Origin of the sequence: Pacificibacter sp. AS14 (assembly GCF_038899935.1) — a bacterium.
Lineage (GTDB): Bacteria > Pseudomonadota > Alphaproteobacteria > Rhodobacterales > Rhodobacteraceae > Celeribacter.
Window position 1 is genome coordinate 21,052 of the sequence record NZ_JBBMQI010000011.1, and the last position, 24,405, is coordinate 45,456.

At 53.7% G+C, this 24,405-nt stretch carries 22 protein-coding genes and 1 riboswitch; of the genes, 6 read left to right on the forward strand and 16 right to left on the reverse strand.

Annotated features, from left to right (window positions below; all coding sequences use genetic code 11):
• Positions 1-112: 112 nt before the first annotated feature.
• The 5 genes from WNY38_RS11565 to WNY38_RS11585 all read right to left on the reverse strand — a co-directional run bounded on the left by WNY38_RS11565 (position 113) and on the right by WNY38_RS11585 (position 4,845).
• On the reverse strand, positions 113-769 hold the full coding sequence (locus WNY38_RS11565) for an aspartate/glutamate racemase family protein (protein WP_342857494.1): 657 nt from the start codon (positions 767-769) through the stop codon (positions 113-115).
• A complete protein-coding gene (locus WNY38_RS11570; protein ID WP_342857495.1) occupies positions 769-1,605 on the reverse strand; it encodes an ABC transporter permease in 837 nt (278 codons plus the stop codon). The genes WNY38_RS11565 and WNY38_RS11570 overlap by 1 nt, the downstream gene beginning before the upstream one ends.
• 1 nt (position 1,606) lies before the next feature.
• A complete protein-coding gene (locus tag WNY38_RS11575) occupies positions 1,607-2,461 on the reverse strand; it encodes an ABC transporter permease (protein ID WP_342857496.1) in 855 nt (284 codons plus the stop codon).
• A gap of 105 nt (positions 2,462-2,566) precedes the next feature.
• Positions 2,567-3,832, reverse strand: a complete 1,266-nt coding sequence (locus tag WNY38_RS11580) for a PotD/PotF family extracellular solute-binding protein (RefSeq protein WP_342857497.1) — start codon at positions 3,830-3,832, stop codon at positions 2,567-2,569.
• A 38-nt stretch (positions 3,833-3,870) separates the two neighbouring features.
• The gene (locus tag WNY38_RS11585) at positions 3,871-4,845 is read right to left on the reverse strand and encodes an ABC transporter ATP-binding protein (RefSeq protein ID WP_342857498.1); all 975 of its coding nucleotides are present in this window, start codon (positions 4,843-4,845) and stop codon (positions 3,871-3,873) included.
• A gap of 250 nt (positions 4,846-5,095) precedes the next feature.
• On the opposite strand from WNY38_RS11585, the gene WNY38_RS11590 reads away from it, so the two are divergent.
• Together WNY38_RS11590 and WNY38_RS11595 are read left to right on the forward strand one after the other, a co-directional pair.
• Positions 5,096-5,782 (forward strand): GntR family transcriptional regulator, encoded by a 687-nt coding sequence (locus tag WNY38_RS11590; protein ID WP_342857499.1) that lies wholly within the window; start codon positions 5,096-5,098, stop codon positions 5,780-5,782.
• Between the two features lie 108 nt (positions 5,783-5,890).
• Positions 5,891-6,694, forward strand: a complete 804-nt coding sequence (locus tag WNY38_RS11595; protein ID WP_342857500.1) for an SseB family protein — start codon at positions 5,891-5,893, stop codon at positions 6,692-6,694.
• A 31-nt stretch (positions 6,695-6,725) separates the two neighbouring features.
• Here WNY38_RS11595 and WNY38_RS11600 read toward each other — a convergent pair whose 3' ends face one another.
• The 9 genes from WNY38_RS11600 to WNY38_RS11640 form a co-directional block, all read right to left on the reverse strand.
• Positions 6,726-7,658, reverse strand: coding sequence for a glyoxylate/hydroxypyruvate reductase A (locus WNY38_RS11600; protein ID WP_342857501.1), 933 nt, complete (start codon positions 7,656-7,658; stop codon positions 6,726-6,728).
• An 18-nt stretch (positions 7,659-7,676) separates the two neighbouring features.
• On the reverse strand, positions 7,677-8,825 hold the full coding sequence (gene rodA, locus WNY38_RS11605; protein WP_342857502.1) for a rod shape-determining protein RodA: 1,149 nt from the start codon (positions 8,823-8,825) through the stop codon (positions 7,677-7,679).
• Positions 8,822-10,747, reverse strand: a complete 1,926-nt coding sequence (gene mrdA, locus WNY38_RS11610) for a penicillin-binding protein 2 (protein ID WP_342857503.1) — start codon at positions 10,745-10,747, stop codon at positions 8,822-8,824. The genes rodA and mrdA overlap by 4 nt, the downstream gene beginning before the upstream one ends.
• Positions 10,744-11,283: a rod shape-determining protein MreD gene (locus WNY38_RS11615; RefSeq protein ID WP_342857504.1), complete on the reverse strand. Its 540-nt coding sequence runs from the start codon at positions 11,281-11,283 to the stop codon at positions 10,744-10,746. The genes mrdA and WNY38_RS11615 overlap by 4 nt, the downstream gene beginning before the upstream one ends.
• Complete coding sequence (mreC, locus tag WNY38_RS11620) at positions 11,276-12,181, reverse strand: rod shape-determining protein MreC (RefSeq protein WP_342857505.1); 906 nt, start codon at positions 12,179-12,181, stop codon at positions 11,276-11,278. The genes WNY38_RS11615 and mreC overlap by 8 nt, the downstream gene beginning before the upstream one ends.
• Before the next feature lie 66 nt (positions 12,182-12,247).
• The gene (locus WNY38_RS11625; RefSeq protein ID WP_342857506.1) at positions 12,248-13,285 is read right to left on the reverse strand and encodes a rod shape-determining protein; all 1,038 of its coding nucleotides are present in this window, start codon (positions 13,283-13,285) and stop codon (positions 12,248-12,250) included.
• A 212-nt stretch (positions 13,286-13,497) separates the two neighbouring features.
• Positions 13,498-14,475 (reverse strand): zinc-binding dehydrogenase, encoded by a 978-nt coding sequence (locus tag WNY38_RS11630; protein WP_342857507.1) that lies wholly within the window; start codon positions 14,473-14,475, stop codon positions 13,498-13,500.
• 180 nt (positions 14,476-14,655) lie between these two features.
• The gene (locus tag WNY38_RS11635; RefSeq protein ID WP_342857508.1) at positions 14,656-16,218 is read right to left on the reverse strand and encodes a 2-isopropylmalate synthase; all 1,563 of its coding nucleotides are present in this window, start codon (positions 16,216-16,218) and stop codon (positions 14,656-14,658) included.
• Between the two features lie 13 nt (positions 16,219-16,231).
• Entirely contained in the window at positions 16,232-16,588 is a 357-nt protein-coding gene (locus WNY38_RS11640) for a cupin domain-containing protein (protein ID WP_342857509.1), read from the reverse strand.
• Between the two features lie 262 nt (positions 16,589-16,850).
• Here WNY38_RS11640 and WNY38_RS11645 point away from each other — a divergent pair, with 262 nt between their 5' ends.
• Positions 16,851-17,513: an SDR family NAD(P)-dependent oxidoreductase gene (locus WNY38_RS11645; protein ID WP_342857510.1), complete on the forward strand. Its 663-nt coding sequence runs from the start codon at positions 16,851-16,853 to the stop codon at positions 17,511-17,513.
• An 83-nt stretch (positions 17,514-17,596) separates the two neighbouring features.
• On the opposite strand, the gene WNY38_RS11650 is transcribed toward WNY38_RS11645, so the two are convergent.
• On the reverse strand, positions 17,597-19,039 hold the full coding sequence (locus WNY38_RS11650; protein WP_342857571.1) for a 2-isopropylmalate synthase: 1,443 nt from the start codon (positions 19,037-19,039) through the stop codon (positions 17,597-17,599).
• 222 nt (positions 19,040-19,261) lie between these two features.
• Between WNY38_RS11650 and WNY38_RS11655 the strand changes: the two genes are divergently transcribed.
• Positions 19,262-20,920, forward strand: coding sequence for an NAD+ synthase (locus WNY38_RS11655; RefSeq protein WP_342857511.1), 1,659 nt, complete (start codon positions 19,262-19,264; stop codon positions 20,918-20,920).
• A 121-nt stretch (positions 20,921-21,041) separates the two neighbouring features.
• The gene (locus WNY38_RS11660) at positions 21,042-22,286 is read left to right on the forward strand and encodes an Hsp70 family protein (protein ID WP_342857512.1); all 1,245 of its coding nucleotides are present in this window, start codon (positions 21,042-21,044) and stop codon (positions 22,284-22,286) included.
• A 3-nt stretch (positions 22,287-22,289) separates the two neighbouring features.
• Here WNY38_RS11660 and WNY38_RS11665 read toward each other — a convergent pair whose 3' ends face one another.
• Positions 22,290-22,703, reverse strand: coding sequence for a metallopeptidase family protein (locus tag WNY38_RS11665; RefSeq protein ID WP_342857513.1), 414 nt, complete (start codon positions 22,701-22,703; stop codon positions 22,290-22,292).
• A gap of 108 nt (positions 22,704-22,811) precedes the next feature.
• On the opposite strand from WNY38_RS11665, the gene gltX reads away from it, so the two are divergent.
• Entirely contained in the window at positions 22,812-24,134 is a 1,323-nt protein-coding gene (gene gltX, locus WNY38_RS11670) for a glutamate--tRNA ligase (RefSeq protein WP_342857514.1), read from the forward strand.
• Positions 24,135-24,260: 126 nt separating this feature from the next.
• Positions 24,261-24,358, forward strand: a riboswitch (glycine riboswitch).
• Positions 24,359-24,405: the final 47 nt, after the last annotated feature.

Sequence of the window (24,405 nt, forward strand, 5' to 3'; positions counted from 1 at the left end):
TTTTGTGGTTTACATGGCTATTGTCGCTCAACGCGACACAGTTTTTTGCAGATAAGCGGAATCACTATTACCATATATGTCGGGCAAATACGGTGTATTTGCGTTTCGCGCCTCAGGTGTTCAAAAAACGGACAGCAGATTGTGCGAGATACGCAGAGGCTGCAACGCCGTCAATCAATTGTACATTGGTCTTTGCTGCAAGCAATTCACGCAGATGCGCCATACCGGCACATCCAAGTACGACGGCTGTCGCACCGTCTTGCGTTTGGGCTAAATTGATTTCTTCTGACAATCGAGTAATCGCTTCAGGTGCGCCGGCGTCTATGTCGAGGACACCAAGCCCACTGGCGCGCACGGACCGGCAGATTGAGCCAAACCCAGTGGTTTGAATATTGCCGTCAATAACTGGAATGGAAACAGCAAGTGATGTAACAACTGAGAATTCTGCGCCGATGATCTGCGCCATAGTGTATGCGGATTGACCGATCCCCAAGACAGGACAATCCGCAGCTTTACGCATTTCGGCCAGTCCTGTGTCATCAAAACAAGCGATAATGATGGCGTCTGCGCCCAATGCTTTGGCCTTGGGGATCAGTTTTAGCAGTCCTGTGACGGCATGTTCGCCGTCTTCGGGGCCTTCGATGGCGCGGGGGCCATCGTGATTTGTTAGTCCGATAATATGGGCGTCAGGCAGGGCCTTGCGTGCAGCGTCGACGATGCTTTGGGTCATCGTTTCGGTTGCGTTTGGGTTTATGTAGATCAATCGCATCAGACACCAGACCCAGCATCAGACCCAAGCCCGCGACGGCGCTTGCCCATGATCCAAACGATCACCAAAAAGACGGCGATGATGAGCAATGAAAACAGCGTGGTCAGCGTACCGAGCGCGTAGATTACGGGGGTTGTGACGTTTGTGGTGATCCCGAAGATTTCGAGGGGCAGGGTGTTGTAACTGCCCGCTGTCAAAAGCGTGCGGGCGAATTCGTCATAGGACAATGTGAAGCCGAACAACGCGACGCCAATGAGAGAGGGCGCAATGATGGGCAAAATCACAAAGCGGATGGTTTGCCATGGGGTGGCTCCTTGGTCGCGGGCGGCTTCTTCAAAGGATTTATCGAACCGGTTGAAGACCGCGAAGATGATCAAAAGACCAAAAGGCAGTGTCCAAGTCAGCTGTGATCCGAACCCTGAAGTGGCCCAATGCACTTTGAACCCGAGCTGGCTAAAAATCAGGCCGACGCCCAGTGACACCAAGATGGACGGAATCACCAGCGATGTGATCGCCATGTAAAACAGCACTCCCGATCCTTTAAAGTTTTTACGGAACGCAAGGCCTGCGGACACAGACACGATCACGGTCGACACCATAACCATGAGGCCCAGCACGAATGAGCGCCGGAACGACCCCCAAATGTCGCCCACGGCCTGTTGCTTGAACAGGTCCGCAAACCAATGCATCGAGACACCGTTCATCGGAAACGTCAGCCCGCCTTTGGGGCCTTGAAACGACAAGATGCCGATGGTCAGTGTTGGACCGTAAAGGAACATGAGAAACAAAATGAAAAAGGCGGAGAGCAGGTAAAAGGAACGGGGGCGGCTTTCCATCTTATAGCTCCTTTCGAATATTAACGAAGCGCAGCAAGACGCCAATGACAATCAAAACGGTGCACAGCAAGATCACAGCAGTGGCCGCAGCAGACGGGTATTGCAGCAGCGATATGTCGTTTGAAATCAAACGCCCGACATTGGCTTTTTGCGATCCCGACATGAATCGCACTGTTATGAAATCGCCCATCACCAATGTGACCACAAAAATCGTTCCGATCATGATGCCCGGTTTTGTCAGTGGAATGATGACGTGCTTGAGCGTTTGAAATCCCGAGGCACCATTGTCATAGGCGGCTTCAATCAAGGATTTGTCGATGCGGATCATTGTATTGAAAATCGGCACCACCATAAACAAGGTGTATAGGTGCACAAACGCTAAGATGACGGCGAAATCCGAGTACAAAAGCCACTCAAGCGGTACGTCAATCACACCCCATGAGATCAGCGCCTGATTGGCAATCCCGTTGCGACCTAAAAAAGGAATCCAAGAAATCATGCGGATGATGTTCGAGGTTAAAAACGGGATGGTGCAGAGCAAAAACAGCACCGTTTGAATGGCCTGTGTGCGGATGTGAAAGGCAAGGAAATAGGCGATGGTAAAGCCGATGGACAGGGTCAAAGCCCAAGTGATAATCGCGTATTTGAACGTTGCAAAAAACACCTTGTAGGTGACGGGCGATCCGAACAAAAAGGCGTAGTTGTCGAATTGAAAAGCCGGATAGATCGAAAACTCTGTCGCGCCCCAAAAGCTGACGATCACAATCATAACGATAGGCGCGATAAGGAACCCAAGCAGAACAACAGCCAAGGGTGCTGCCTGTAGGTATGTTACCAAATTGCGTGTCTTTTCCATGTGTCCTCGCCGGTGTGCCGATGCACATCTATGGTCTTTTGGGGGGATGGGGTGTGCGGGCCCGAAGGCCCACACGAGGGAGGTAGAACCTCAAGAAAGGTCACATTAGGCCGCGATGAATTCGTTCCATTTGCGGACCATGTACTGGTTTTCATCCATAACGGAGTTCCAGCACGCCACTGCGCCCATACGGTCGGTGAAAGACCCACCATCGCGCAGATCGCCAGCACCGGCCAAGACGTCGCCCGTTGGAGATGTGATGTCGCCAGTGGCTGCTTTGCCTTCGAACCAGTAGCCCCATTCGTTCTCACTCATGAACTCTTTCGAGGTTTCAGGCACAGCAGAGTAGTAACCTTGACGCATCAAGTAGCCGCCAACCCAACCGGACAAGTACCAGTTGATGTATTCGTAAGCCGCATCCAATTCCATGCCAGACAAGCTAGATGATAGACCAAGGCCACCACCCCAAGAGCGGTAGCCCTCTTTAAGTGGTTGATAGACACATGGAATGCCGCGTGATTTCACAGCCGTGATCGCAGGGGACCACATGGATTGGATGACAACTTCGCCGGATGCCATCAAGTTCACGGATTCATCGAAGGATTTCCAGAATGCACGGAATTGGCCGTTTTTCTTGGCTTCTGTGAAGATCGCGAATGTTTTGTCGATCTCTTCTTTGGTCATGTTGCCTTTGTCGCCATATTGGATTTCACCCATGGCTTCACAAACCATCGCCATGTCCATGATGCCGATGGATGAGATGTCGAGAATTGAGGCTTTGCCTTTGAACTCAGGGTTCAAAAGTTCAGTCCAGCTGCTAATTGGACGACCGATAAGGTCAGGTCGAATGCCCAAGGTGTCAGCATTGTAGATGGTTGGGATCAAAGTCATCCAACCGGATTCTTCAGTGGCAAAAGTTTTGCTGCCTGGGCCATCAACAAAGCCCACAGTGTGTGGTGCGGTTCCTTGAGCAATCTGGCTTGTTGGGGTCAATTTACCAGAACGGAAGGTGCCGACGATTTTGTCGTAGTTGTCAATCTTAGATGTATCCATCGCCTGCAAGTTGCCTGTTGGCCAAACCTTTTTACAGATCCAGTATTCGATATCCGCGATGTCAAAGCTATCCGGTTGTGTGGCGGCACGTTGGGTGACGCTGTCACTGTCGAGCGCTGTCATCTCTAGGGTGAAGCCAAGATCTTCTTTAACCTTATTGGCCACATCATTGAGGTTCGACACGCCTGTGCCGAACTGGCGCAAAGTGATGTCTTTGATTTCTTGAGCCCAGACCATAGGTGCTGGCAAAGTAGAGGCAGCAACGGCACCTGCGGCGCCCTTGAGGACGGAACGACGGCTATAACGCATTTTTGACATTGAGTTTTCCCTTGTTAGTTTGGAAGAATTGAACGTGTTTAAGTCAGGAGGCGGTGCAGCCGCCCCTCATCCCAAGCGAGATTGACTGCGTCGCCTGGATTTTTGGGTGAGGCGTAAAAGTCGGTTTCTGGCACCAAGGCCAAAACTTCTTCACCTGAATCCGTTTGAGTTGTGAGGGCCACATGTCCGCCTTGGTATTCGACAGAGGTGACGGTCGCGGCCAATCCGTTTTTATCGAGCCTGACTTCATCAGATCGCAAAGCGACTTTGCCCCCGTCCAGTGAAATAACATTGTGCCCGCCCATAAAACGCGCCACGAATTCGGTTTTCGGGGCTGACCAGACATCGCGTGCCGTGCCTGCCTGTTCGATCACTGCATTGTTCATCACCACCAATTCATCGCCCAACGCCAACGCTTCGTCTTGGCCGTGGGTGACGTGGATAAAGGTGATACCAAGCTCACGCTGCAAGCGTTTGAGTTCGCTACGCATCCGAATACGCAAAAACGGATCAAGAGCAGACAGCGGCTCGTCAAGCAACAAAACCTTGGGTTCCGTGATAAGAGCGCGAGCCAAAGCGACCCGTTGCTGTTGGCCGCCGGACAGCTGTTCAGGAAACCGTTCGGCAAAGGATGTCATGTCGACCAATTCTAACAAAGCATTGGCTTTGGCATGGCGTGTCGGCTTGTCGACGCCCTTCATGCGTAAGGAGAACGCCACGTTGTCGCGCACACTTAGGTGCGGAAATAGGGCATAACTTTGAAACATCATCGCTGTGCCACGTTTTGCGGGGGCGAGCGTCGAGACATCAAACCCATCCAAAACAACAGATCCGTCCGTGAGGGTTTCATGCCCTGCGATCATCCGGAGAGTCGATGATTTTCCGCAACCAGATGGTCCCAAAAGACAGACATAACTGCCTGCTTTGAATTTGTAATTGATCCGATCTACAGCAAGCGTATCGCCATATTTTTTCGTCAGATTGATCAGTTCAAGATCGTATCCAGCGCCCATGTGCACCCCTTGCCGTTTGAAAATTTGTATTCGTCTGGACTCATGGTCAGCAGATTTTGTTGCGATGCGGCATTGAAATCTGTGGTGATTTGTGTGCGAAAGCATGAGTTGCCTAAAGTTTGTGCTGTGTTGGGCGGAAAGTGCGCATTTATGTGCGCAATATTGTATACAATTATGAAAACAAAATGATGAAAGCTTTGGCGCTTGCCATAGAGGTCATGCGATTCCAATGTAGGTCAAAGGAACTAAGATGACTGATCTGAGCTCTACGCCAATGACCGCCGACCTGCTGTTTGAAAAACTTGAGTTGGCCATCCACGAACACCGTTTGGCCCCAGGTACCAAACTGGGCGAGGACGATATTGCTGAAGTGTATGGGGTCAGTCGGACCATCGTCCGCGCGGCTCTTCAGTCTTTAGCCCATCAACGACTTGTGGAACTTAAACGCAATCGTGGGGCCTATGTCGCGCAACCGTCGGTGCAAGAGGCGCGCGAGGTGTTCGAAGCCCGCGCTTTGCTCGAACCACGTACAGCCTATTCTGCCGCCTTGCGCATCACGGACAATCAAGTTGCTCAGTTGCAGGCACATATAGATGCTGAGCACGGAGCGCTTCATGCTGGCGATCACGGGCGCGCGCTGTATCTGTCAGGACAGTTTCACATTGATATTGCCCGAATTGCCGATCAACACACGATAGAAGCTTTTATCACGCAGCTTATTTCACGGTCTTCATTGATCATCGCGCTTTATTGGCAAAGACGGGCTGCGATATGTGAAAGCCATGCCCATGACGCGTTGATCACGGCTTTTGCGGCTCATGATGGGCCACGCGCTGAGGAACTGATGAAAAGTCATCTTCTTGACCTTGTGACATCGCTTGATTTGCGCAACAAAACCTCTGCCCCCGTGTCGCTCAGGGCGGCGTTGTCTTTGTGAGTTTTGCTTGCCTCGTCGGCCTGAGAGCCATACGGGTTGTGTCAAACAAACCAGACCGTTTGGGCCTATGTTGCGATGGGCTTGATCTGCGTCGGTAGAGGAGCCTGTATGACCGATCAATCCACGCCTGATCTTACGCCCATCGATGTGGCGCATGCCGCTATGGACGCTGACCAAAACGATGACACTTTGCGGTTGCGGTTCTTTGAACGGCTGGCCGATTGTGAATTATTTTTGCTGTTGGATGTGGAACATGAAGGCGAGGCGCCTCTTGAGCCCCGTGTCTTCCCTGTCGAAGATCAAAACTATGTTTTGGTGTTTGACCGCGAAGAACGCTTGGCCGAATTTGCAGGTGAAGCGCCATATGCGGCGCTATCGGGTCGGGTTTTGGCGGACATGTTGGCAGGGCAGGGTATCGGTCTAGGATTGAATTTGACTGTCGCGCCATCCGAGATGCTGTTGCCGCCTGAGGCAATGGATTGGCTCAAAGACACGCTGGCCCACGCCCCAAGCGAAGCCGAGGCCAAACCCGAAGAAATCACCCCACCGCATGGTCTGCCCGAACCTTTGATTTCTGCGCTAGACACCAAACTGGCGATTGCTGGAGGATTGGCGCGAGTCGCTTATTTGGCGGGGGTGACCTATGAAGGTGGCGCGAAAACCCATCTTTTGGCCTATGTTGACCACATGCCCGGCTCGGAAGGTGCTTTGGCGCAACTGGTGGCCGAGGCTTTGACGTTTTCAGGAATTGAAGCGGGGGCTTTGGATGTTGCGTTCTTTGCCCCCAGCGATCCGCTTTGCGCGGCACTTGCGCGCCACGGCTTGCGCTTTGATCTGCCCCAGCCAGACCCCCAATCCACAGGGCCTTCCGCGCCCGGTATGGACCCAAACAAGCCGCCTATTTTGCGCTGATGTCTCGCTTTAGGCGCAGATTGGCATCGCGTCAGTAACCCGCATTGCGGTCCACCAAATGCAACAAAGGCTGGCCGTACTCGGATCGTTTGATGTTGCTTGCAATCACTTGAGACGCTGATTTAGGTCTTGTTTCAGCGGCAATATGTGGTGTCACAGTGATGTTCGGGTGCCGCCAAAACACATGGTTTTTGGGCAAAGGCTCGATACGAAATGCATCCAATGTGGCGTGAGAAATCTGACCTGTTTCAAGGGCTGCAAGTAACGCGTCGTCGTCGATCAACACGCCACGCCCCGGATTTAAAATCACTGCGCCGCGCGGCATAATTGCGAGTGTCTCAATGCGCAGTGTGTTTTCTGTCGCAGAGGTGTTGGGCAAAAGTAGAACGCAAATTTTAGCCTGTTGCAGCGCGTGTTTTAACCCATCAGCGCCATGCAAGCAGGTGATGCCTTTGATCTCTTTGGGGCTGCGTGACCATCCCGTGACGTTAAAACCGAGCGAGGCCAAAGCCTTGGCTGCCGCCCCGCCAAGCATCCCTAGACCCAACACTGTGACCTGCCTGTCGCGCGCCAGCGGAGGTGTGGTTTGATCCCACCTACCGTTCAATCCGTGAATGTGACGGTCCATTCCCAAATGGTGACGCATCACATGGCCAACGACCCATTCTGTCATGCCGAGCTCTAAACCTTCGTCCACCATTCGGCACAAAGGTTGGGTCAGGCTTGCATTGCCCACAATGGTTTCCACGCCCGCCCACAAGCTCAAAACTGCTTTTGTCCGCACGAAAGGTGCGAAGTCGGTCAGGGACGGATTGGGGGCATACACGATGTAATCAGTCTGATCTGGGGGCATCGCGGTGCTAATCTGCGCCGCAATGCCTTGCGCGTTGAGCGCTTTTGGCAGCGCGTCTTTATAGGCATCCCACAGGCTGCGCTGCGCTGAGAAAAGAATGTTCACGGTCATGGCGCGCCTCGAATTCTGTTAGGATTTACTACGCGGACGATGGACATGGGCAGATTGCACAATCCCAAAGGCAACCATCAACACCAGCATGGCCGATCCTCCGTAAGACACCATTGGCAAGGGCACACCCACAACGGGAGCGAGGCCCATGACCATCGACATGTTTACCGCGAAGAACAAAAAGAACGTGGCGGCGATGCCGATTGTGACCAAGGCACCAAAGCGATCTTTGTTATTCATCGCCGAAATCAAACAAAACACGATTATGCCCGCATAAAGCATGAGCAAGGAAAATCCACCCAAAAATCCGAACTCTTCGGCCAATGTGGTGAATATAAAGTCGGTGTGTTTTTCAGGCAAAAAGTTCAATCTCGATTGTGTGCCTTGCATAAATCCGCGCCCCGTCCAGCCGCCTGAGCCGAGGGCAATTTTGGATTGGGTGATGTGATATCCAGCGCCCAAAGGGTCAGAGGCTGGGTCCAAAAACGTATCGATGCGGCGGTATTGATAGTCTTTGAGCAATTGCCAAGACGTGCCGCGTGACGAGAACACGGATGTCACCAAAGCTGCGCCCATGGCCGCAACCGCACCAAAATACCACCAACTAACGCCCGCTGCGAACATGATAATCACGCCGCCAAACACCAGCAAAAGCGAGGTGCCAAGATCAGGCTGTTTGAGCACTAAAGCGGTTGGTAATAAGATCAACAAAACAGGGATCGCGACCCACAGAGGGCGCGAGACTTTTTTGATGTCCAGCCAATCGTAGTAGCCTGCCAGCAGCATAACCAAGGTGATCTTCATCAGCTCAGAAGGCTGCAATCGCATAAACCCAAGGTCAATCCAACGTTGCGCGCCCATGCCGACATCACCGAAAAATTCGACCACCAGCAGTAAAGCCAAAGACAGCAGATAGCCGATGCCCGCGACATTGCGCCAAAACCAGATCGGCACCATGGCGATCATCAACATAAGCACTAGCCCAAGGCCGAACCGCTTCATTTGCGGCGCGGCCCATGGCGAAAATGACCCTCCGGCATTAGAATAAAGCATGATGAAACCGATGCTGGCCACGGCTGTGAGCAATATTACCAAAGCCCAATTGACGTAGAGCACCTTGGATAGGCCCGTTGGAACGGTCTTTAGGTTTTGCTCTAGATAACTCACGCGTTGCTCCTTTTGCCTGTGCTGTCACCATCGGGGCGCAAGGGCAAAGCATCGAGACGATTTTTGATCGTCGCGCGCTGAGATTGAGGATATGAGGCCAAAGGCGGCACAGCTCCATGCAAGGCGAATAGCATCAAATCACGTGCAATGGGTGCTGCCGCCGTAGATCCGCCACCGCCGTGTTCGACGACTACAGAGACGGCGTATTTGGGATTGTCATAGGGCGCAAAAGCGACAAACAATGCATGGTCGCGCTCTTCCCATGGCACGTTTTTATTGTTCACAATCAGGTTGCGGGTTTGGCTTGTTCCGGTCTTGCCAGCCATTTGCATGCCATCTTCCACAATCCGTGACCCATAGGCCGTACCGCGTGAACTATTGGACACCTCATACATACCTTGGCGCACAGCGCGTAACATGTTTTCGTTGATGTCCAATGGGCCTGCGTCTTGGATTGGCTGCTCTACCCCATCGATTGTTTTGACAAGCCGTGGCGTGATCGCGCGCCCCGTGGCCAATCGCGATGTCATCACCGCCAGTTGCATCGGGGTCGTCAACACAAAGCCTTGGCCAATTGCGGCATTCAAACTGTCACCGATCACCCAATCCGCGCCGCGTTTGTCACGTTTCCATTGCTTGTCGGGCACCAGTCCTGTGGACATGCCGGGCAGCGGCAATGCAAAGTCCTCGCCAAGCCCAAGTTTGCGCCCCATGTCTGCGATCTTTTCGATGCCAGCGCGTTGCGCCATTTCATAGTAATAGACATCGCAAGAATGGCGCAGCGACCCAACAAGATTGATGTTGCCGTGCCCAGAGCGCTTCCAACAATGAAACCGACGCCCACCGACTTCGGTATGGCCAGTACAACGCACGGTCTCGTCAGGGGTCACTACACCTGCCTCAAGGGCTGCGAGCGCTGTGACCATCTTGAACGTCGATCCGGGCGGGTAGGCGCCTTGGACGGACTTTGATGGCAAGGGGCGATAGATATTTTCCAGCAAGGCTTTGTAGTCAGCGCTTGAAATGCCGCGGACGAACTTATTTGGGTCAAAGGCAGGGGTTGAGCCCGCAGAGATCACATCACCAGTGCGCACATCCATAATCACGGCAGAAGCACTTTCGCCAGCCAAGCGCGCTTGAACGAAGTTTTGAACTTTTTGATCAAAGGTCAACTGAATGTTAGAGCCCGCCACGCCTTCTTGCCGGTCCAACTCGCGAATAGTGCGCCCGTGCACATTTTGCTCAACCCGCAAAGTGCCTGCGCGGCCTTTGAGCAGGTCTTCCAATTTGGTTTCAACGCCCGTCAGGCCGATTTGGAAATCAGGGATGCGGTAAATAGGGTCGACGACCTCCATCTGATCCAGTTTGTCGCGGGTCACAGGGCGAACATACCCAACTGTGTGCACGAAATCATCGCGGAATGGGTAAAATCGCGTCAGCCCCACTTCGGGCGACACGCCCGGTAGAGCAGGTCCATTGGCCGCAACGGTGGAAAAGGCTTCCCAGGTCAAACGATCTGCAATGGTCACGGGCACAGAGGGGCCGGTGTCGCGACTTTTTAGCGTTTTGCGCACACGTTCTTGCTCGTCTGGCGTAAGACCAATCAGTTTTTCAAGCTTTGCCAAAACGACATCTAGGTGTGCTGCATCCTCTTTGCGGATCACAATGCGAAAGGTCTGTTCATTTTCAGCCAAAATCACGCCATTGCGATCATAGAGCAATCCACGCGCAGGCGGCAAAAGGCGCACTTTAAGACGGTTTTCATCCGCAAGCAGACGAAATTCTTCGGCCTGATCCACTTGCATGAACCGCATCCGTAGACCAAGCACGCCCATAAAGGTTAATTGAGCACCACCCAAAAACAGGGCGCGGCGCGATATTTTCCTTGCGCTTTCGGCAGTATCTGCAGGGGATCGTCTCATCGTGCGTATCCAATCTGCTCGGCTTCAGCGGGGCTAATTTTAGTCACGCCCATCAGAAATGTCGAGGCGACTACGACAAGCGGATAAACCGACAACGTCGAAATTTGTTGCAAAATAACCAAGCCAAACGATGTGTGATCGACCATAAAAACCCCCAAACAGATACGGTACACCACAGCGAGCCCAAACATGAGCACAGAAACCGTCGCCCACTCGACCAAAAAAGGCATGTCGCGCGACATACCCTCGCGCCCGCGTAAAAACTCAACGGCAACGACGCAAAGTGCTGCCCAAAGACCGGGTGGGCGCATGAAAATAAAGTCACCCATCAAAAACGTAAGGCCCACCAAGAGCATGGGCACATAAGCAGGGCGGCGCAGCACCCACGTGAAAGCAAAAGCAAGCATCAGATCGGGCCCGGGCCAGCGACCTGCGCCAACCTCAAGCGGTAGAATGCAAAAGAACAGTGCGGTCATGCAAATTAACACAAACCCTCCACGATACATCCACTGTCTGACAACCCATGGTTCAACCATTAGATGCCTCCGCAGTGTCTGCTGTTGCTGAAATCGGAGCATCGGGCAAAATTAATGAGCCCGGATCGGTAATGCGCTCGCCTTCAAGCGATCGTAAAACGCGCAGGTAATCCAGCCGCTCGTAGTCTGCGGCCAAAACAACCCTCAAGCGCCGATCAGCGCCAAGCGCCACTTGACCGATCACCAGGCCCGACGGAAAAACGCCACCATCGCCTGAGGACACAACCCGATCGCCAGGGCGAATCAATTCAAGACTTTCGATGAATGAAAGTGGTGGGCGGGCCGTGTTGTCGCCCGACAAAATCGCGCGTTGGCCCGAGGGTTGAATGGTCACAGGCAGGCGCGAGTTGCTGTCTGTTAGCAACACAACACGTGCAGTGTTTTCGCCTAACCCCGAGATGCGCCCCACAAGGCCGATTCCGTCCATTGTGGCCCAGCCATCCAAAATACCGTCTCGCGATCCGACGTTTAACAGCACAGATTGACGAAACGGCGATCCGCTGTCGGCCATAACGACGCCCGTCACATACGTGTATTTAGGGTCAAGCTGCACGTTGTTCAGGTCAAGCAGTTTGGCGTTCTTTTGTTCCAGCTGCAACGCGGCTTCTTTCCACGCTTGCATTTGACGCAACTCGCGGCGCAGTTCTTGGTTTTGCTCGTAAATGCGGCTGTAACTTTGAAAGTTTTCGACCATGTCGATTGTTTTGGTTACCGGCACCAAAGCCCATTCAAAGGACGGTACTACTCGATCCACAAGCTGCGCGCGGATGCGTTCCACGCGCGGGCTGTCGATGCGCCACAAAATGAAAATGCTAAAGAGCAAAATAATAAACAGCGCAGACAGCAATCTGCGCAGAGGCCTAATAAAGTTGTCAGATGTGTTCACGTCTTTGGCCACGTTTACTTCGAACCTTTAAAGGATCGCAGGCTTGGGGCGCATGAAATACGCCCCTGTGGCCAACGATCAGCTGTCGTAATCAATCACATGACGGAGCTGTTTTTCATACTCCAAAGCTTTGCCTGTGCCCAAAGCTACACAATTAAGCGGCTCGTCAGCGACAGAAATCGCCAAGCCTGTTTGCTCGCGCAATGCTAGATCAAGGTCGCCTAAAAGAGCGCCGCCACCGGTAAGCATCACACCACGGTCCACGATGTCTGCCGCCAAATCTGGTGGCGTGGTCTCAAGCGCTGCCATCACGGCTTCGCAGATTTGCTGCACGGGCTCAGACAGAGCTTCGGCCACTTGGGCTTGTGAAATTTCGATTTCTTTTGGCACACCGTTGAGCAAGTCACGCCCACGAATGGTCATAGCGGCACCGCGCCCATCGTCAGGCATACGTGCTGTACCGATGGTGGTTTTGATGCGCTCGGACGTGCCTTCACCGATCAACAGGTTTTGCTGACGGCGCAAATACGCGATAATGGCGTCATCCATGCGGTCACCACCGACACGCACAGACCGCGCGTAAACGATGTCGCCCAAAGACAGAACCGCGACCTCAGTTGTACCACCACCGATGTCGACAACCATGTTGCCTGTGGGGTCTGTGATCGGCATGCCTGCGCCAATCGCCGCAGCAATCGGTTCTGCAATCAAACCGGCGCGTCCGGCACCAGCCGATAGAACAGAGTTGCGGATCGCACGTTTTTCAACAGGCGTCGCGCCATGTGGCACACAGACGATAATCTTGGGTTTGGGGAACAAGGTGCGGCGGTGCACTTTTCGAATGAAATGTTTGATCATTTCTTCGGCAGTGTCGAAATCCGCGATCACACCGTCACGCATAGGGCGGATGGCTTCGATAGATCCAGGCGTTTTACCCAGCATGTGCTTGGCGTCTTCGCCCACAGCCAAAACTTGCTTGCGCCCGTCTTTGACGTGGTAGGCCACGACGGATGGTTCATTAAGGATGATGCCCTTGCCCTTGACATAGACAAGCGTGTTCGCTGTCCCAAGGTCAATCGCCATATCCGAAGAGAAAAGTCCTCTAAATCCCGCCATAGTTCCTACATTCCTCGTCAATCTTAAAGACGGGAGAATCTCCCCGTAAATGGGCTTATATGCCTCTGCGTCGCCTTGGGAAAGGGGCGGATGCACTCCTCCGGCAAAGTCTTGCCTTTGTGACAGAGCTGTCGCGGATTATTGAGCGGTTAGGGAATGCAAGCACAGAAAAGCTCCCATGCTTGCATCATTCCAATCTTAGATTGTGCGGGTTATGGGCGGATCAGGATTTTGCCCTTGCGTCCAGGGGTTTGCGCCGCCGTCACCGCTTGGGTGATTTCGTCGATGGCGAACACGCCGCCTGCGTCCAGAGTCAACTTGCCTGTAGCTGCCAGCGTGACAAGTTCAGTGATCAACCCCACGCGTTTGGCTGGTTCCATCATTTCAGACACTTTGGAGCCCCAGAACCCTTTCACAGTGATATGTTTGAAAATCAAAGCGCCGGAATTGAGCGTTAATGGCGCGCCCGAGGCGGTGCCGAAGGTGATCAATTCGCCTTGCCAGCCGAGCAAATCAACCAAATCTTCGCCCATTGCGCCACCCACAGAATCCACTGCCGCCTTTGCGCCAGCTTCGCCGACCAAGGCCTGTGCTTTATCTTTCCAGCCGTCTTGATCCGTTGAAATCACATTTTCAAGACCCATGGATTCTAGTTCTGCCACAGCAGCTTTGCGGCGCACAAGATTTACGGTGTGAATGCCTTTAGAGCGCGCAAGTTCGGCAAATATTTTACCTACAGCGCCATTGGCTGCGGTTTGGACAACCCAATCGCCCTCGGATACGTTGATGAAATCAAGCAAAGAGATGGCCGAGAAGGGCATTGCGACCAACTGTGCTGCTGCCTCATCAGCAATCATATCGGGCAGGGGGATAACGCCTGCAGCTGGTGCGATAAAGTATTCTGCCCATGATCCGTGGATGCCCGCTGCGGCCACACGTGTGCCGATCATGGCCGCGTCGACGCCTGCGCCCACGGCCTCAATGGTGCCGACAGCTTCGGACCCGCCGATGGCTGGCAGCACTGGTTTGTAGCCATATTCGCCGCGTACCGTCCACAGATCGTGATTGTGGATTGGCGACAGGATCATGCGGATGCGCACCTCGCCGTCTTTAGGGTCAGGCCGTGGCATATCGGAAGATGTCATGACATCAACAGGGTCGCCAAAAGTGGTGTGTACGGCGCTTTTCATTGGGTGAATCCTTTTGTAAAATCTATCTTTTCATGTGCGCATCTGATGGGCCAATTCAAGGCTTGCCCCCCTGTTACGCAACGTAAAAATGAGATTGCACATCGTCCATGCGCTGAACGCTTGGTTCAATAAAAAAGGCGCGCCAAATGGCACGCCCTTTAAAAGTTTTATACAGGCGATTTAGCCAGCGTCGGTGTATTTGACTTCTTTGGTGTCAACCCCCGGCGCAGATTTAGTCCGACGCACGATCAAGCGATTGACCGCGTTGACATAGGCCTTGGCCGAGGCAAACACGGTGTCTGTGTGCGAGCTTTGACCTGTAGCGATGCGCCCGTCTTCTTCCAAACGCACAGAGACTGTGGCTTGCGCATCGGTGCCTTCGGTCACGGCGTTCACTTGGTAAATCTGCAGACGCGCCTCAGTGGGGTAAAGCGTCTTGATCGCTTTGAATGTTGCATCCACAGGGCCGTCGCCTTCGGCTGTGCAATGCTTCTCTTCGCCGTCGATTTCCAAAGTGATATCAGCGGTTTGTGGTGCTTCCGAGCCACAGATCACCCGCAGTTTCTTGATCTTGATGAATTCGTTTTGTCCTTCGGATCCAGTGTCTTGCATCAAAGCGACGATGTCATCATCGAGCACTTCTTTTTTGCGGTCCGCCAGCTCTTTGAAGCGCACAAACACGTCTTTCAACTGGTTATCGCCCAGCTCATAGCCCAGCTCTTCGAGTTTCGCGCGCAAAGCGGCGCGGCCTGAGTGCTTGCCCAAAGGCAGGGATGTGCCAGACAGACCCACATCTGCAGGGCGCATGATTTCAAAGGTTTCCGCGTTTTTCAGCATGCCGTCTTGGTGGATGCCAGACTCGTGGGCGAAGGCATTTTTGCCAACGATGGCTTTGTTCGGCTGCACCACAAACCCCGACACCTGCGACACACGACGCGAGATGTTCATGATCTTGGTGGTGTCGATTTTGGTCGCATAAGGCATGATGTCTTGACGCACTTTCAGCGCCATCACGACTTCTTCCAAAGCAGTGTTGCCCGCGCGTTCGCCCAAGCCGTTGATCGTACATTCGATCTGGCGCGCACCTGCTTCAACAGCGGCCAAAGAGTTGGCGGTCGCCATACCCAGATCGTTGTGACAATGGGTGGCAAAGATGATGTCATCTGCGCCCGGCACCCGTTCCAACAGCATCTTAATGATGTCAGAGCTTTCGCGCGGAATGGTATAGCCAACAGTGTCGGGGATGTTGATCGTGGTGGCACCCGCTTTGATGGCGATTTCGACCACACGACACAGGTAATCATGTTCGGTGCGGATCGCATCCATCGGCGACCACTGCACGTTGTCACACAGATTGCGCGCATGGGTAACGGTGTCGTGGATCTTATCCGCCATCTCATCCATGGTCAGCGCAGTGATATCGCGGTGCAAAGGCGAGGTGCCGATAAAGGTGTGAATGCGTGGCTGTGCTGCGTGTTTCACCGCCTCCATGCAGCGATCAATATCGCCAAAGCTGGCGCGAGCCAGACCACAGATCACAGCATTCTTGGCGTTCTTGGCAATTTCGGACACCGCGTCAAAGTCGCCTTGTGAGGCAATCGGAAAACCAGCTTCAATAATATCGACGCCCATTTCATCAAGCAAGCTGGCAATTTCCAGTTTCTCGGTGTGGCTCATGGTAGCGCCAGGGGATTGCTCGCCATCGCGCAGGGTCGTGTCGAAAATCAATACTTGGTCAGTCATCTGCTGGTCTTCCTTAAATACGGTTCTTTGGCGCGGGCGCTTGGCCGCTATCGCCGGAATTGGGTTCGCCTTTGGGCTCGATCAACAGGACTTTGACTTCCTGATCAGCGCGCGGGCGGTGGATCTGTCCTTTTGGGACGATCACCAGTTCGCCAGCTTTCACAGTGACCGGATCGGCATCTTCGTACTCCATCACCATCTCGCCCTCAAGGACAAGAAAGAAGTCGTCGGTGTTCTCATGCTGGTGAAAAGGAAACTCGCCCTTAAATTTGACCACCATGACGTCATTGTCGTTGTAATCGCCAACGACTTTGGGGTCCCAATGGCTGTTAAAGAGCGATAGTTTTTGTGCGAGATTTACGGGCTTCATGCCGAAATGTCCTTAGCTTGTTTTGATGTGCGTATGTTTAATCTGGCGCAAGTCTCACCTCTGAGCATCGCGCCGAAGCACGCTCAGAGGCAGCTAAGAAGGAGAAGGCCGTGACGAAGCGCTGCGCTGTGGCGCAGGGACTGGATTGAAATATGAGTCTGGTTCGTCATGTGGGGGACTATAATCACGGGGCTGGTAAAGAAAACCCCAAAAAGTGAACTTTTTTCAACACCAGAACGTAACCTTTCAAAAGGAGACAGTCATGCGGGCACTGATCATCGGACATACAGGCGGGATAGGGGCGGCGCTGAGTGCAAATTTGCGCGCCTCCGGTTGGCAGGTGATCGGGGTGTCACGCAGCACTCACGGTTTGGATTTTTGCCAGCCTGACAGCATCGAAGCGGCTTTCGCGACTATCATCGGTCCGTTTGATTTGGTGGTGATCGCGACAGGGCAGCTTGATGGAGCAGGGGCGCCGCCTGAAAAGTCGCTCAAAGCTGTGACGGCTGCGGCCATGGCGGACCAATTTGCGGTAAACACCATTGGCCCCGCGATGATTTTGCGCCAACTGCCACGTCTGTTGCCAAAGAATAGTCTGTCAAAAGTTGCCGTGTTAACAGCACGCGTTGGCTCAATCGCGGATAATAAAATGGGCGGTTGGTACAGTTACCGCGCCGCTAAAGCCGCCCTCAATCAAATGGTACATACAGCCGCGATTGAACTGGCCCGTTCGCACAAACAGTCTTGCGTGATTGCCTATCATCCGGGGACCGTCGCGACCAAGTTTACCACCAACTATCAAGGCACGAACAAGACCGTATTGCCAAAGGTGGCCGCGCAAAACATCTTACGCATTTTGGAGATCGTAACCCCTGAAAATACGGGAAAGTTCTATGATTGGCGTGGGGCAGAAATCCCGTGGTAAGCGATCAAATTTCTATCAAAGGGCCCAAGCTTAACCGCCTCTCAGTCCGCGATCTTTCGGTAAGCTAAGTTGTATAAATCCCTTTATTCGCTGGCAGGGACTTCTACTGTTTCTGTAGAGGGTGCTGCCTCTTCGGTCACATCTGGCTCAGCTGCCGTAATCAATGCCCCATCAGCCCATTCGCCAGATGCGATCTCGCCAGAAGCATAAGTGATCGTGCCGCTGCCTTGGCGTTTGCCATCTGCAAACAGGCCAACGTAGACATCGCCATTGGCATAGGTGGCGGTGCCGCGCCCGTTGATTTCGCCGTCTTTCCATTCGCCCACGTAAGTGTAGCCCGTCGTCATGACCAGCGTGCCAGTGCCTTCGCGTTTGCCATTCAAAAAGTCGCCGTCATAGGTGGTGCCGTCCGCGTAAGTCGCCATGCCTTTGCCAGAGCGTTCGCCATTGTCCCAATCGCCATCATAAATGAATCCATCGGTATAGGTCATTTTGCCTTTGCCGTGGTTTTGCGCGTTTTTGAACATGCCTTCATAGATCAGCCCGTTGGCGTATTCGGCGCGCCCCATGCCTTCGATCACTCCATATTGCCATGCGCCATCATATGTCGTGCCGCCGGGGTAGGTGATTTTGCCCATGCCATGCGCCAGATCGTCTAAGAAATCGCCAACATAGACAGAGCCGTCAGGATAGGTGACTTGGCCTTTGCCCTCGATGCGGCCTTGGACCCATGCACCGGTGTAGATATAGCCGTCAGTGCCGGTAAACGTGCCCACTCCGTGGCGCTTGTCGTCATCAAAGTCGCCGACATAAGCGTCACCATTTGCATAAGTCACCTGACCCTTGCCTTGGCGTTTTCCATCCACAAGGGTGCCTGTGTAGACGTCGCCATTGGGTTGGCTAATGGTGCCGGTCCCGTTGCATTGGCCTGCTACCCACTGGCAATCCAGCGTCAAACCGTCGGCTAAGGTTAAAACACCCAAGCCATTGCGCGCATCGTGGGCCAAATTGCCGACATAGATGGCGCCTTCTGGATAGGTGATCGTGCCTTTGCCCTCTTTGACGCCATTGACCCAAGCGCCCTCATAGACATAGCCGGTGGGGCTTTCCATGCGGCCTTGACCGTGATGGTTGTTGGCCAAAAATCCGCCTTCATAGGTGATGCCGCTGGCGTAATGTGCCGCACCTGATCCGGTGATCACGCCGTTTTCCCAATCGCCCTCATAGGTGCCGCCGTCTGCATAGGTTATCTTGCCGAACCCGTGCTGTTTGCCCTTCTCGAACGCGCCTTCATACACGGCCCCGTCAGGGTAGCGCGCCACGCCTTGGCCTTTGATTTCGCCCATAACCCAATCGCCGGTGTATTCAAAGCCGTTGGGCAAGCGGTAGGTGCCGGTGCCATGTTGCTGACCGTCTTGAAATGTGCCCTCGTATAGCCCGCCTTCGTTATACTGACGTGTTTGAACTTTGCCGTCTTGCGCAAGGGCGATAAACGGAAGGACAAGAGTTGTCGCGAGGCTGAGCATGACAAGGCTGCGTTTGATGTTGGTCACTATGGGCTTCCCGTTGCAGTCTGTGGCAAGTGCGTCCAAATCTGACGCATTGCTGAAAATACGGCCCGCGTTTGAGCCAAGAGTCGCCGCTAGCCTAGGCAGTCTGGCGGCTGTGAGCAAATGTTTTTGGCGTCATCGGCTTTCCCTTGCCGCTCAGTCTGCTAAACCTGTCTTAAAGTGTAAGAGGCCTGTGTTATGACCGATAAATTCCGCCTGACTTTGGCTCAATTGAACCCCACCGTTGGCGCGATTGCGGCCAATGGCGAGGCTGTGATCGCAGCCCATCACGAGGCGGCTGCGGCCAAGTCGGATATGATTGCCTTTCCTGAGATGTTCATCACGGGCTACCAACCGCAAGATTTGGTTATGAAGCCAGCTTTCGCCAAACATGCGATTCTGGCGATTGAAGAGCTGGCTGAGATCACCGCGCATGGGCCAGCTATTGGCATCGGCGGGCCATGCTTGCGCGAGGGCAAACTTTACAACGGTTATTGGATTTTGGCCGAGGGCAAGGTGCAAACCGTGGTGCTCAAACATCACCGCCCCAATGAATTGGTTTTTGACGAGGTGCGCCTGTTTGAGAGCGGCGATGTGCATGGGCCCTACCGCATTGGACCGCTGCGCATCGGCACGCCTATTTGCGAAGACGCTTGGCATGCCGATGTATCTGAGGCTTTGGCTGAAACAGGCGCTGAAATCCTGCTCGTGCCCAATGGATCGCCTTATTACCGCAATAAATTTGACCGTCGTTTGGGGCACATGGTCGCTCGTGTGACGGAAAACGATTTGCCGTTGGTCTATCTCAACATGGTGGGCGGTCAGGACGATCAAGTGTTCGATGGTGGCTCTTTCGTGCTCAATCGTCATGGTCAAATCGCTCACCAACTGCCCGTGTTTGATGAAGTGCTGCGCCATGTCGATTTCGTGCAAACGGATGGGCTTTGGATGGCCGAACAAGGCGAGATCACATCACACCCCAATGAGTGGGAACAAGACTATCGCGCCATGGTCGAAACCTTGCGCGATTACATGAGCAAAACGGGTTTCAAAAAGGTTTTGTTGGGTCTGTCTGGCGGGATCGATTCTGCGATTGTGGCCACGATTGCAGTCGATGCGCTGGGCGCAGAGAATGTACGCTGTGTGATGTTGCCGTCCGAATATACATCGCAAAGCTCGCTGGATGACGCCAAAGACATCGCCAATCGATTGGGCTGTCACTATGATTTCGTGCCAATCAAAGCGGGACGTGATGCGATTACTGACACGCTTGCGCCGCTGTTTGAAGGGCGTGAGGCCGACACCACCGAAGAAAACGTGCAGTCGCGCCTTCGTGGGCTTTTGTTGATGGCCTTGTCCAATAAATTTGGTGAAATGCTGCTGACCACAGGCAATAAATCCGAAGTCGCAGTGGGCTATTGCACGATTTATGGCGATATGAATGGTGGCTATAACCCGATCAAAGATCTCTACAAGACCCGTGTGTTTGAACAATGTCGTTGGCGCAATGCCAACCACCGGCCTTGGATGGCTGGTCCTGCGGGCGAGGTGATCCCTGTGTCGATCATCTATAAACCGCCCTCGGCAGAGCTGCGCCCGGATCAACGCGATGACGACAGTTTGCCGGCCTATGAGGTACTGGATGCCATCTTAGAAGGCTTAGTCGATCATGAACTAAGCGTGGCAGAAATCGTCGCACAAGGTTACGCGCGCGATGTGGTGAAACGGGTCGAGCATCTGCTGTATATCTCTGAATACAAGCGGTTCCAATCTGCCCCCGGCACACGCCTGACGCCGCGCGCGTTTTGGTTGGATCGTCGGTATCCGATCGCCAACCGCTGGCGTGATCAGGGATAAAACCGCAGAATAAAAGATCGCCGATGCGCCCAAGTTGGCTTGCGCCGATTTGAACTCTTGAACAGGTCCAATCCTTGCCGTATCACGACGCTCTTTACAGCATAAGATAGAGCGCGCGGTTATGGAACTCACTGTCGGAATCGATTTCGGAACCTCCAACTCTGCTGTGGGTTTGGCCGTGAATGGGCAACCTTGGTTGGTGGACATCGAAGAAGGGTCGAAAACCCTGCCCACGGCGGTGTTCTTTGATGCGCGCGGCAATATGCGCCTTGGGTCTGCCGCTAACCGCGCGCTGATTGCGGGGGATGAGGGGCGTTATATGCGTGCGCTCAAGTCGGTTTTGGGCACGCCTTTGCTGCGCGAAACGCGGATGATCGGCCCCAAACGGCAAAGCCTTTTGGATGTGATCGCGCAATTTTTGACCGAGCTGCGTATCCGCACCGAAAATCACGTGCGCCAGCCTGTAACAGGCGTTGTCTCTGGTCGTCCCGTTCGCTTCCATTCCAAAAATGACACGGCAAACGCGCAGGCTTTGATCGACTTGGCTGAAGCCTATACAATGGCGGGGTTCAAGCACATCGATTTTCTGCCCGAACCCGAAGCTGCCGCGTTGGCAGCACAAGATTTGGCCGGGGGCGAAATCGGTTTGGTGGTCGATATCGGCGGTGGCACATCGGATTTTACCGTGTTTCGCAAAGCTGACGGCAAGGCGGATGTCTTGGCGTCCTACGGTGTGCGCCTTGGCGGTACGCATTTGGATCGCGCTTTGTCGCTTGATCATGTGATGCCACTGTTTGGGGCAGGAACGAACGTGCGTCGCGCTTTGGCTGATGGGCTTTTGCCTGTGCCTGCCACCTTATTTAACGATTTGGCGACATGGCAGAAAATCCCGTTTCTCTACACCAAAGACACCGAACGTTTGGTCAAAGACCTGCAACGTCATGCGGTTGAACCCGACAAATTGGCACGGCTTTACGAGGTGATCGAGGCAGAACTTGGCCATGACGTCGCCTTTGCAGTAGAGGCCGGAAAAATTGCGGTCAACACCGACGGGCAGGGCCTGATCGAGCTTGGATTGGTTGAAAAAGGTCTGTCTGCACAGCTGAATGAGGCGGGGATGAGCGCATCACTTGAGCGTTATAAATCAGAACTGACTGAGGCCGCGACTGAGACATTGAAGCTTGCTGGCGTATCCCCTGATGCCATCGGCGCGGTTGTCTATGTCGGCGGCACAAGTCTGATGTCAATCGTGCCGGACGCCATCAAACAGGTTGTCCCCAACGCACGATCCATCAAATCCGAAGCCTTCACAGCCGTGGTGGATGGCTTGGCGATAGCGGCGGGGCAAAGATCTGTCGCCGCCTGAAACCTAGTGTTCCCACCATTTGTCGATCTTGGCGATCTCTTCATCTGACCACCCAAAGTGATGCGCTAATTCATGCACCGTCACATGGGCGACCATTTGTTGGATCGTTACATCACCACGCAGGCACCATTCGTCCAAAATAGGCCGGCGAAACAGCCAAATGGTGTCAGGCGACGTGGCCTGATCCATCGTGGACTTTTCCGTCATCGGAATGCCCGTATAAAGCCCTGTGAGCGCAAAAGGGTCCTCAAGGCCGATTTCAGCCATCAAATCCTCTGGTATAAAATCCATCACGGTGACGCCAACGGAAGCCGCCAGAACTTTGAACGCAGGCGGCAGCTCAGAAATCGTGGCACGCGCGATCTGTTCAAACATCGCAAGATCGGGGGCAATAGCGTTAAGTAGGACGTCGGACATATTGGGCTCCAATAGCGCAGGTTTTGCACTCACATCTGAGGCAAGCACGCGCACAGATATGGACTCTTTGCGCGCAATATGAAAGAGCAAGCACAACAGGAGATCACCATGACCGTCACACGTTTTGCACCAAGCCCCACAGGCTATATCCACGTCGGCAACCTTCGCACGGCGCTTTTCAACTACTTGATCACGCGTAAAGCGGGTGGGCAGTTTATTTTGCGCATCGACGACACCGACCCTGTGCGCTCAAAGCAAGAATACATCGACGCGTTGAAAGAAGACCTGACATGGTTGGGTCTGACATGGGATCGCACAGAGAGCCAATCCGCACGTCTTGATCGCTACACGGCGGCGATGGAAGAGTTGAAAGCGGCAGGGCGTTTGTACGAGTGTTTCGAGACACCTGTAGAACTTGATTTGAAACGCAAAAAACAGCTCAACATGGGTAAGCCACCGGTTTATGATCGCGCTGGCCTGAACCTGACGGATGCCGAAAAAGACGCCCTGCGCGCTGAGCGCGGCGATGGTCATTGGCGTTTCAAACTTGATCTGGAACGCGTTGAATGGACTGATGGCATCTTGGGCGATATCTCTATCGATTGTGGATCTGTGTCTGATCCTGTTTTGGTCAAAGCAGATGGGCAGTTTTTGTACACGCCTGCGTCTGTTTGTGACGACATCGATTACGGCGTAACTTACGTTGTGCGCGGGTCTGATCACGTGACAAATACCGCGACTCAAATCCAAATTATCAAAGCTTTGGGCGGCACCGTGCCAAACTTTGCGCACCACTCTTTGTTGACTGGCCCACAAGGCGAGGCTTTGTCTAAACGTTTGGGCACGCTGTCGTTGCGCGATCTACGCGCACAAGGGATCGAGCCTATGGCCTTGATGTCTCTGATGGCCCGCACTGGATCATCGCAGCCTGTTGAAGTGCGCTCAAAAATGGAAGAACTCATTCAGGGGTTCGACATTTCCACATTCGGATCTGCGCCAACCAAATTCGACGAACAAGACCTGTTTCCGCTGACGGCGCAAGTCAACTTGGGGCGTCCATTTGCGGATGTCGCAGACGAGATCGCAGCATTGGGTGTGCCGGCCGACAAAGCCGAATTGTTCTGGAACGTTGTGCGTGAAAACATCACAGTTAAGGCCGATATGGCGGGCTGGTGGGACCTGTTCCGCGACGGGGCTACGCCGCTTGTGGACGACGAGGACAAAGATTTCGTCGCGCAAGCTTTCGCGATGATGCCAGCACAGCCTTACACTGACGAAACGTGGAAAGAGTGGACCACAGCCGTGAAAGAAGCGACGGGTCGCAAGGGCAAAGGCCTGTTCATGCCGCTGCGCAAAGCTGTCACTGGTTTGGAACGTGGACCAGATATGTCCAACGTGATGCCTTTGTTGCAAAAAGCGCCTGCTCTGTAATCACACAGCCAAATGAACGTCTAAAAACCCGCCACGCTGATGCGCTTGGCGGGTTTTTCTTTAGGGGCTCGCTTTTTTGCACAGCCCCTCTTGCTGGAATCGATCAGCTGACATAATGATCAAGCATCATCTTCGTTGGGAGAACGGGGCGCATCGCGCGTGTACCCGTGCCGAAGGAGCAACCGCCCCGGTAAACTCTCAGGCAAACGGACCTTCGAAGAACATAAAACTCTGGAGAGAGGCGTGGATGCGCCCGCCGAAGGGATAACGA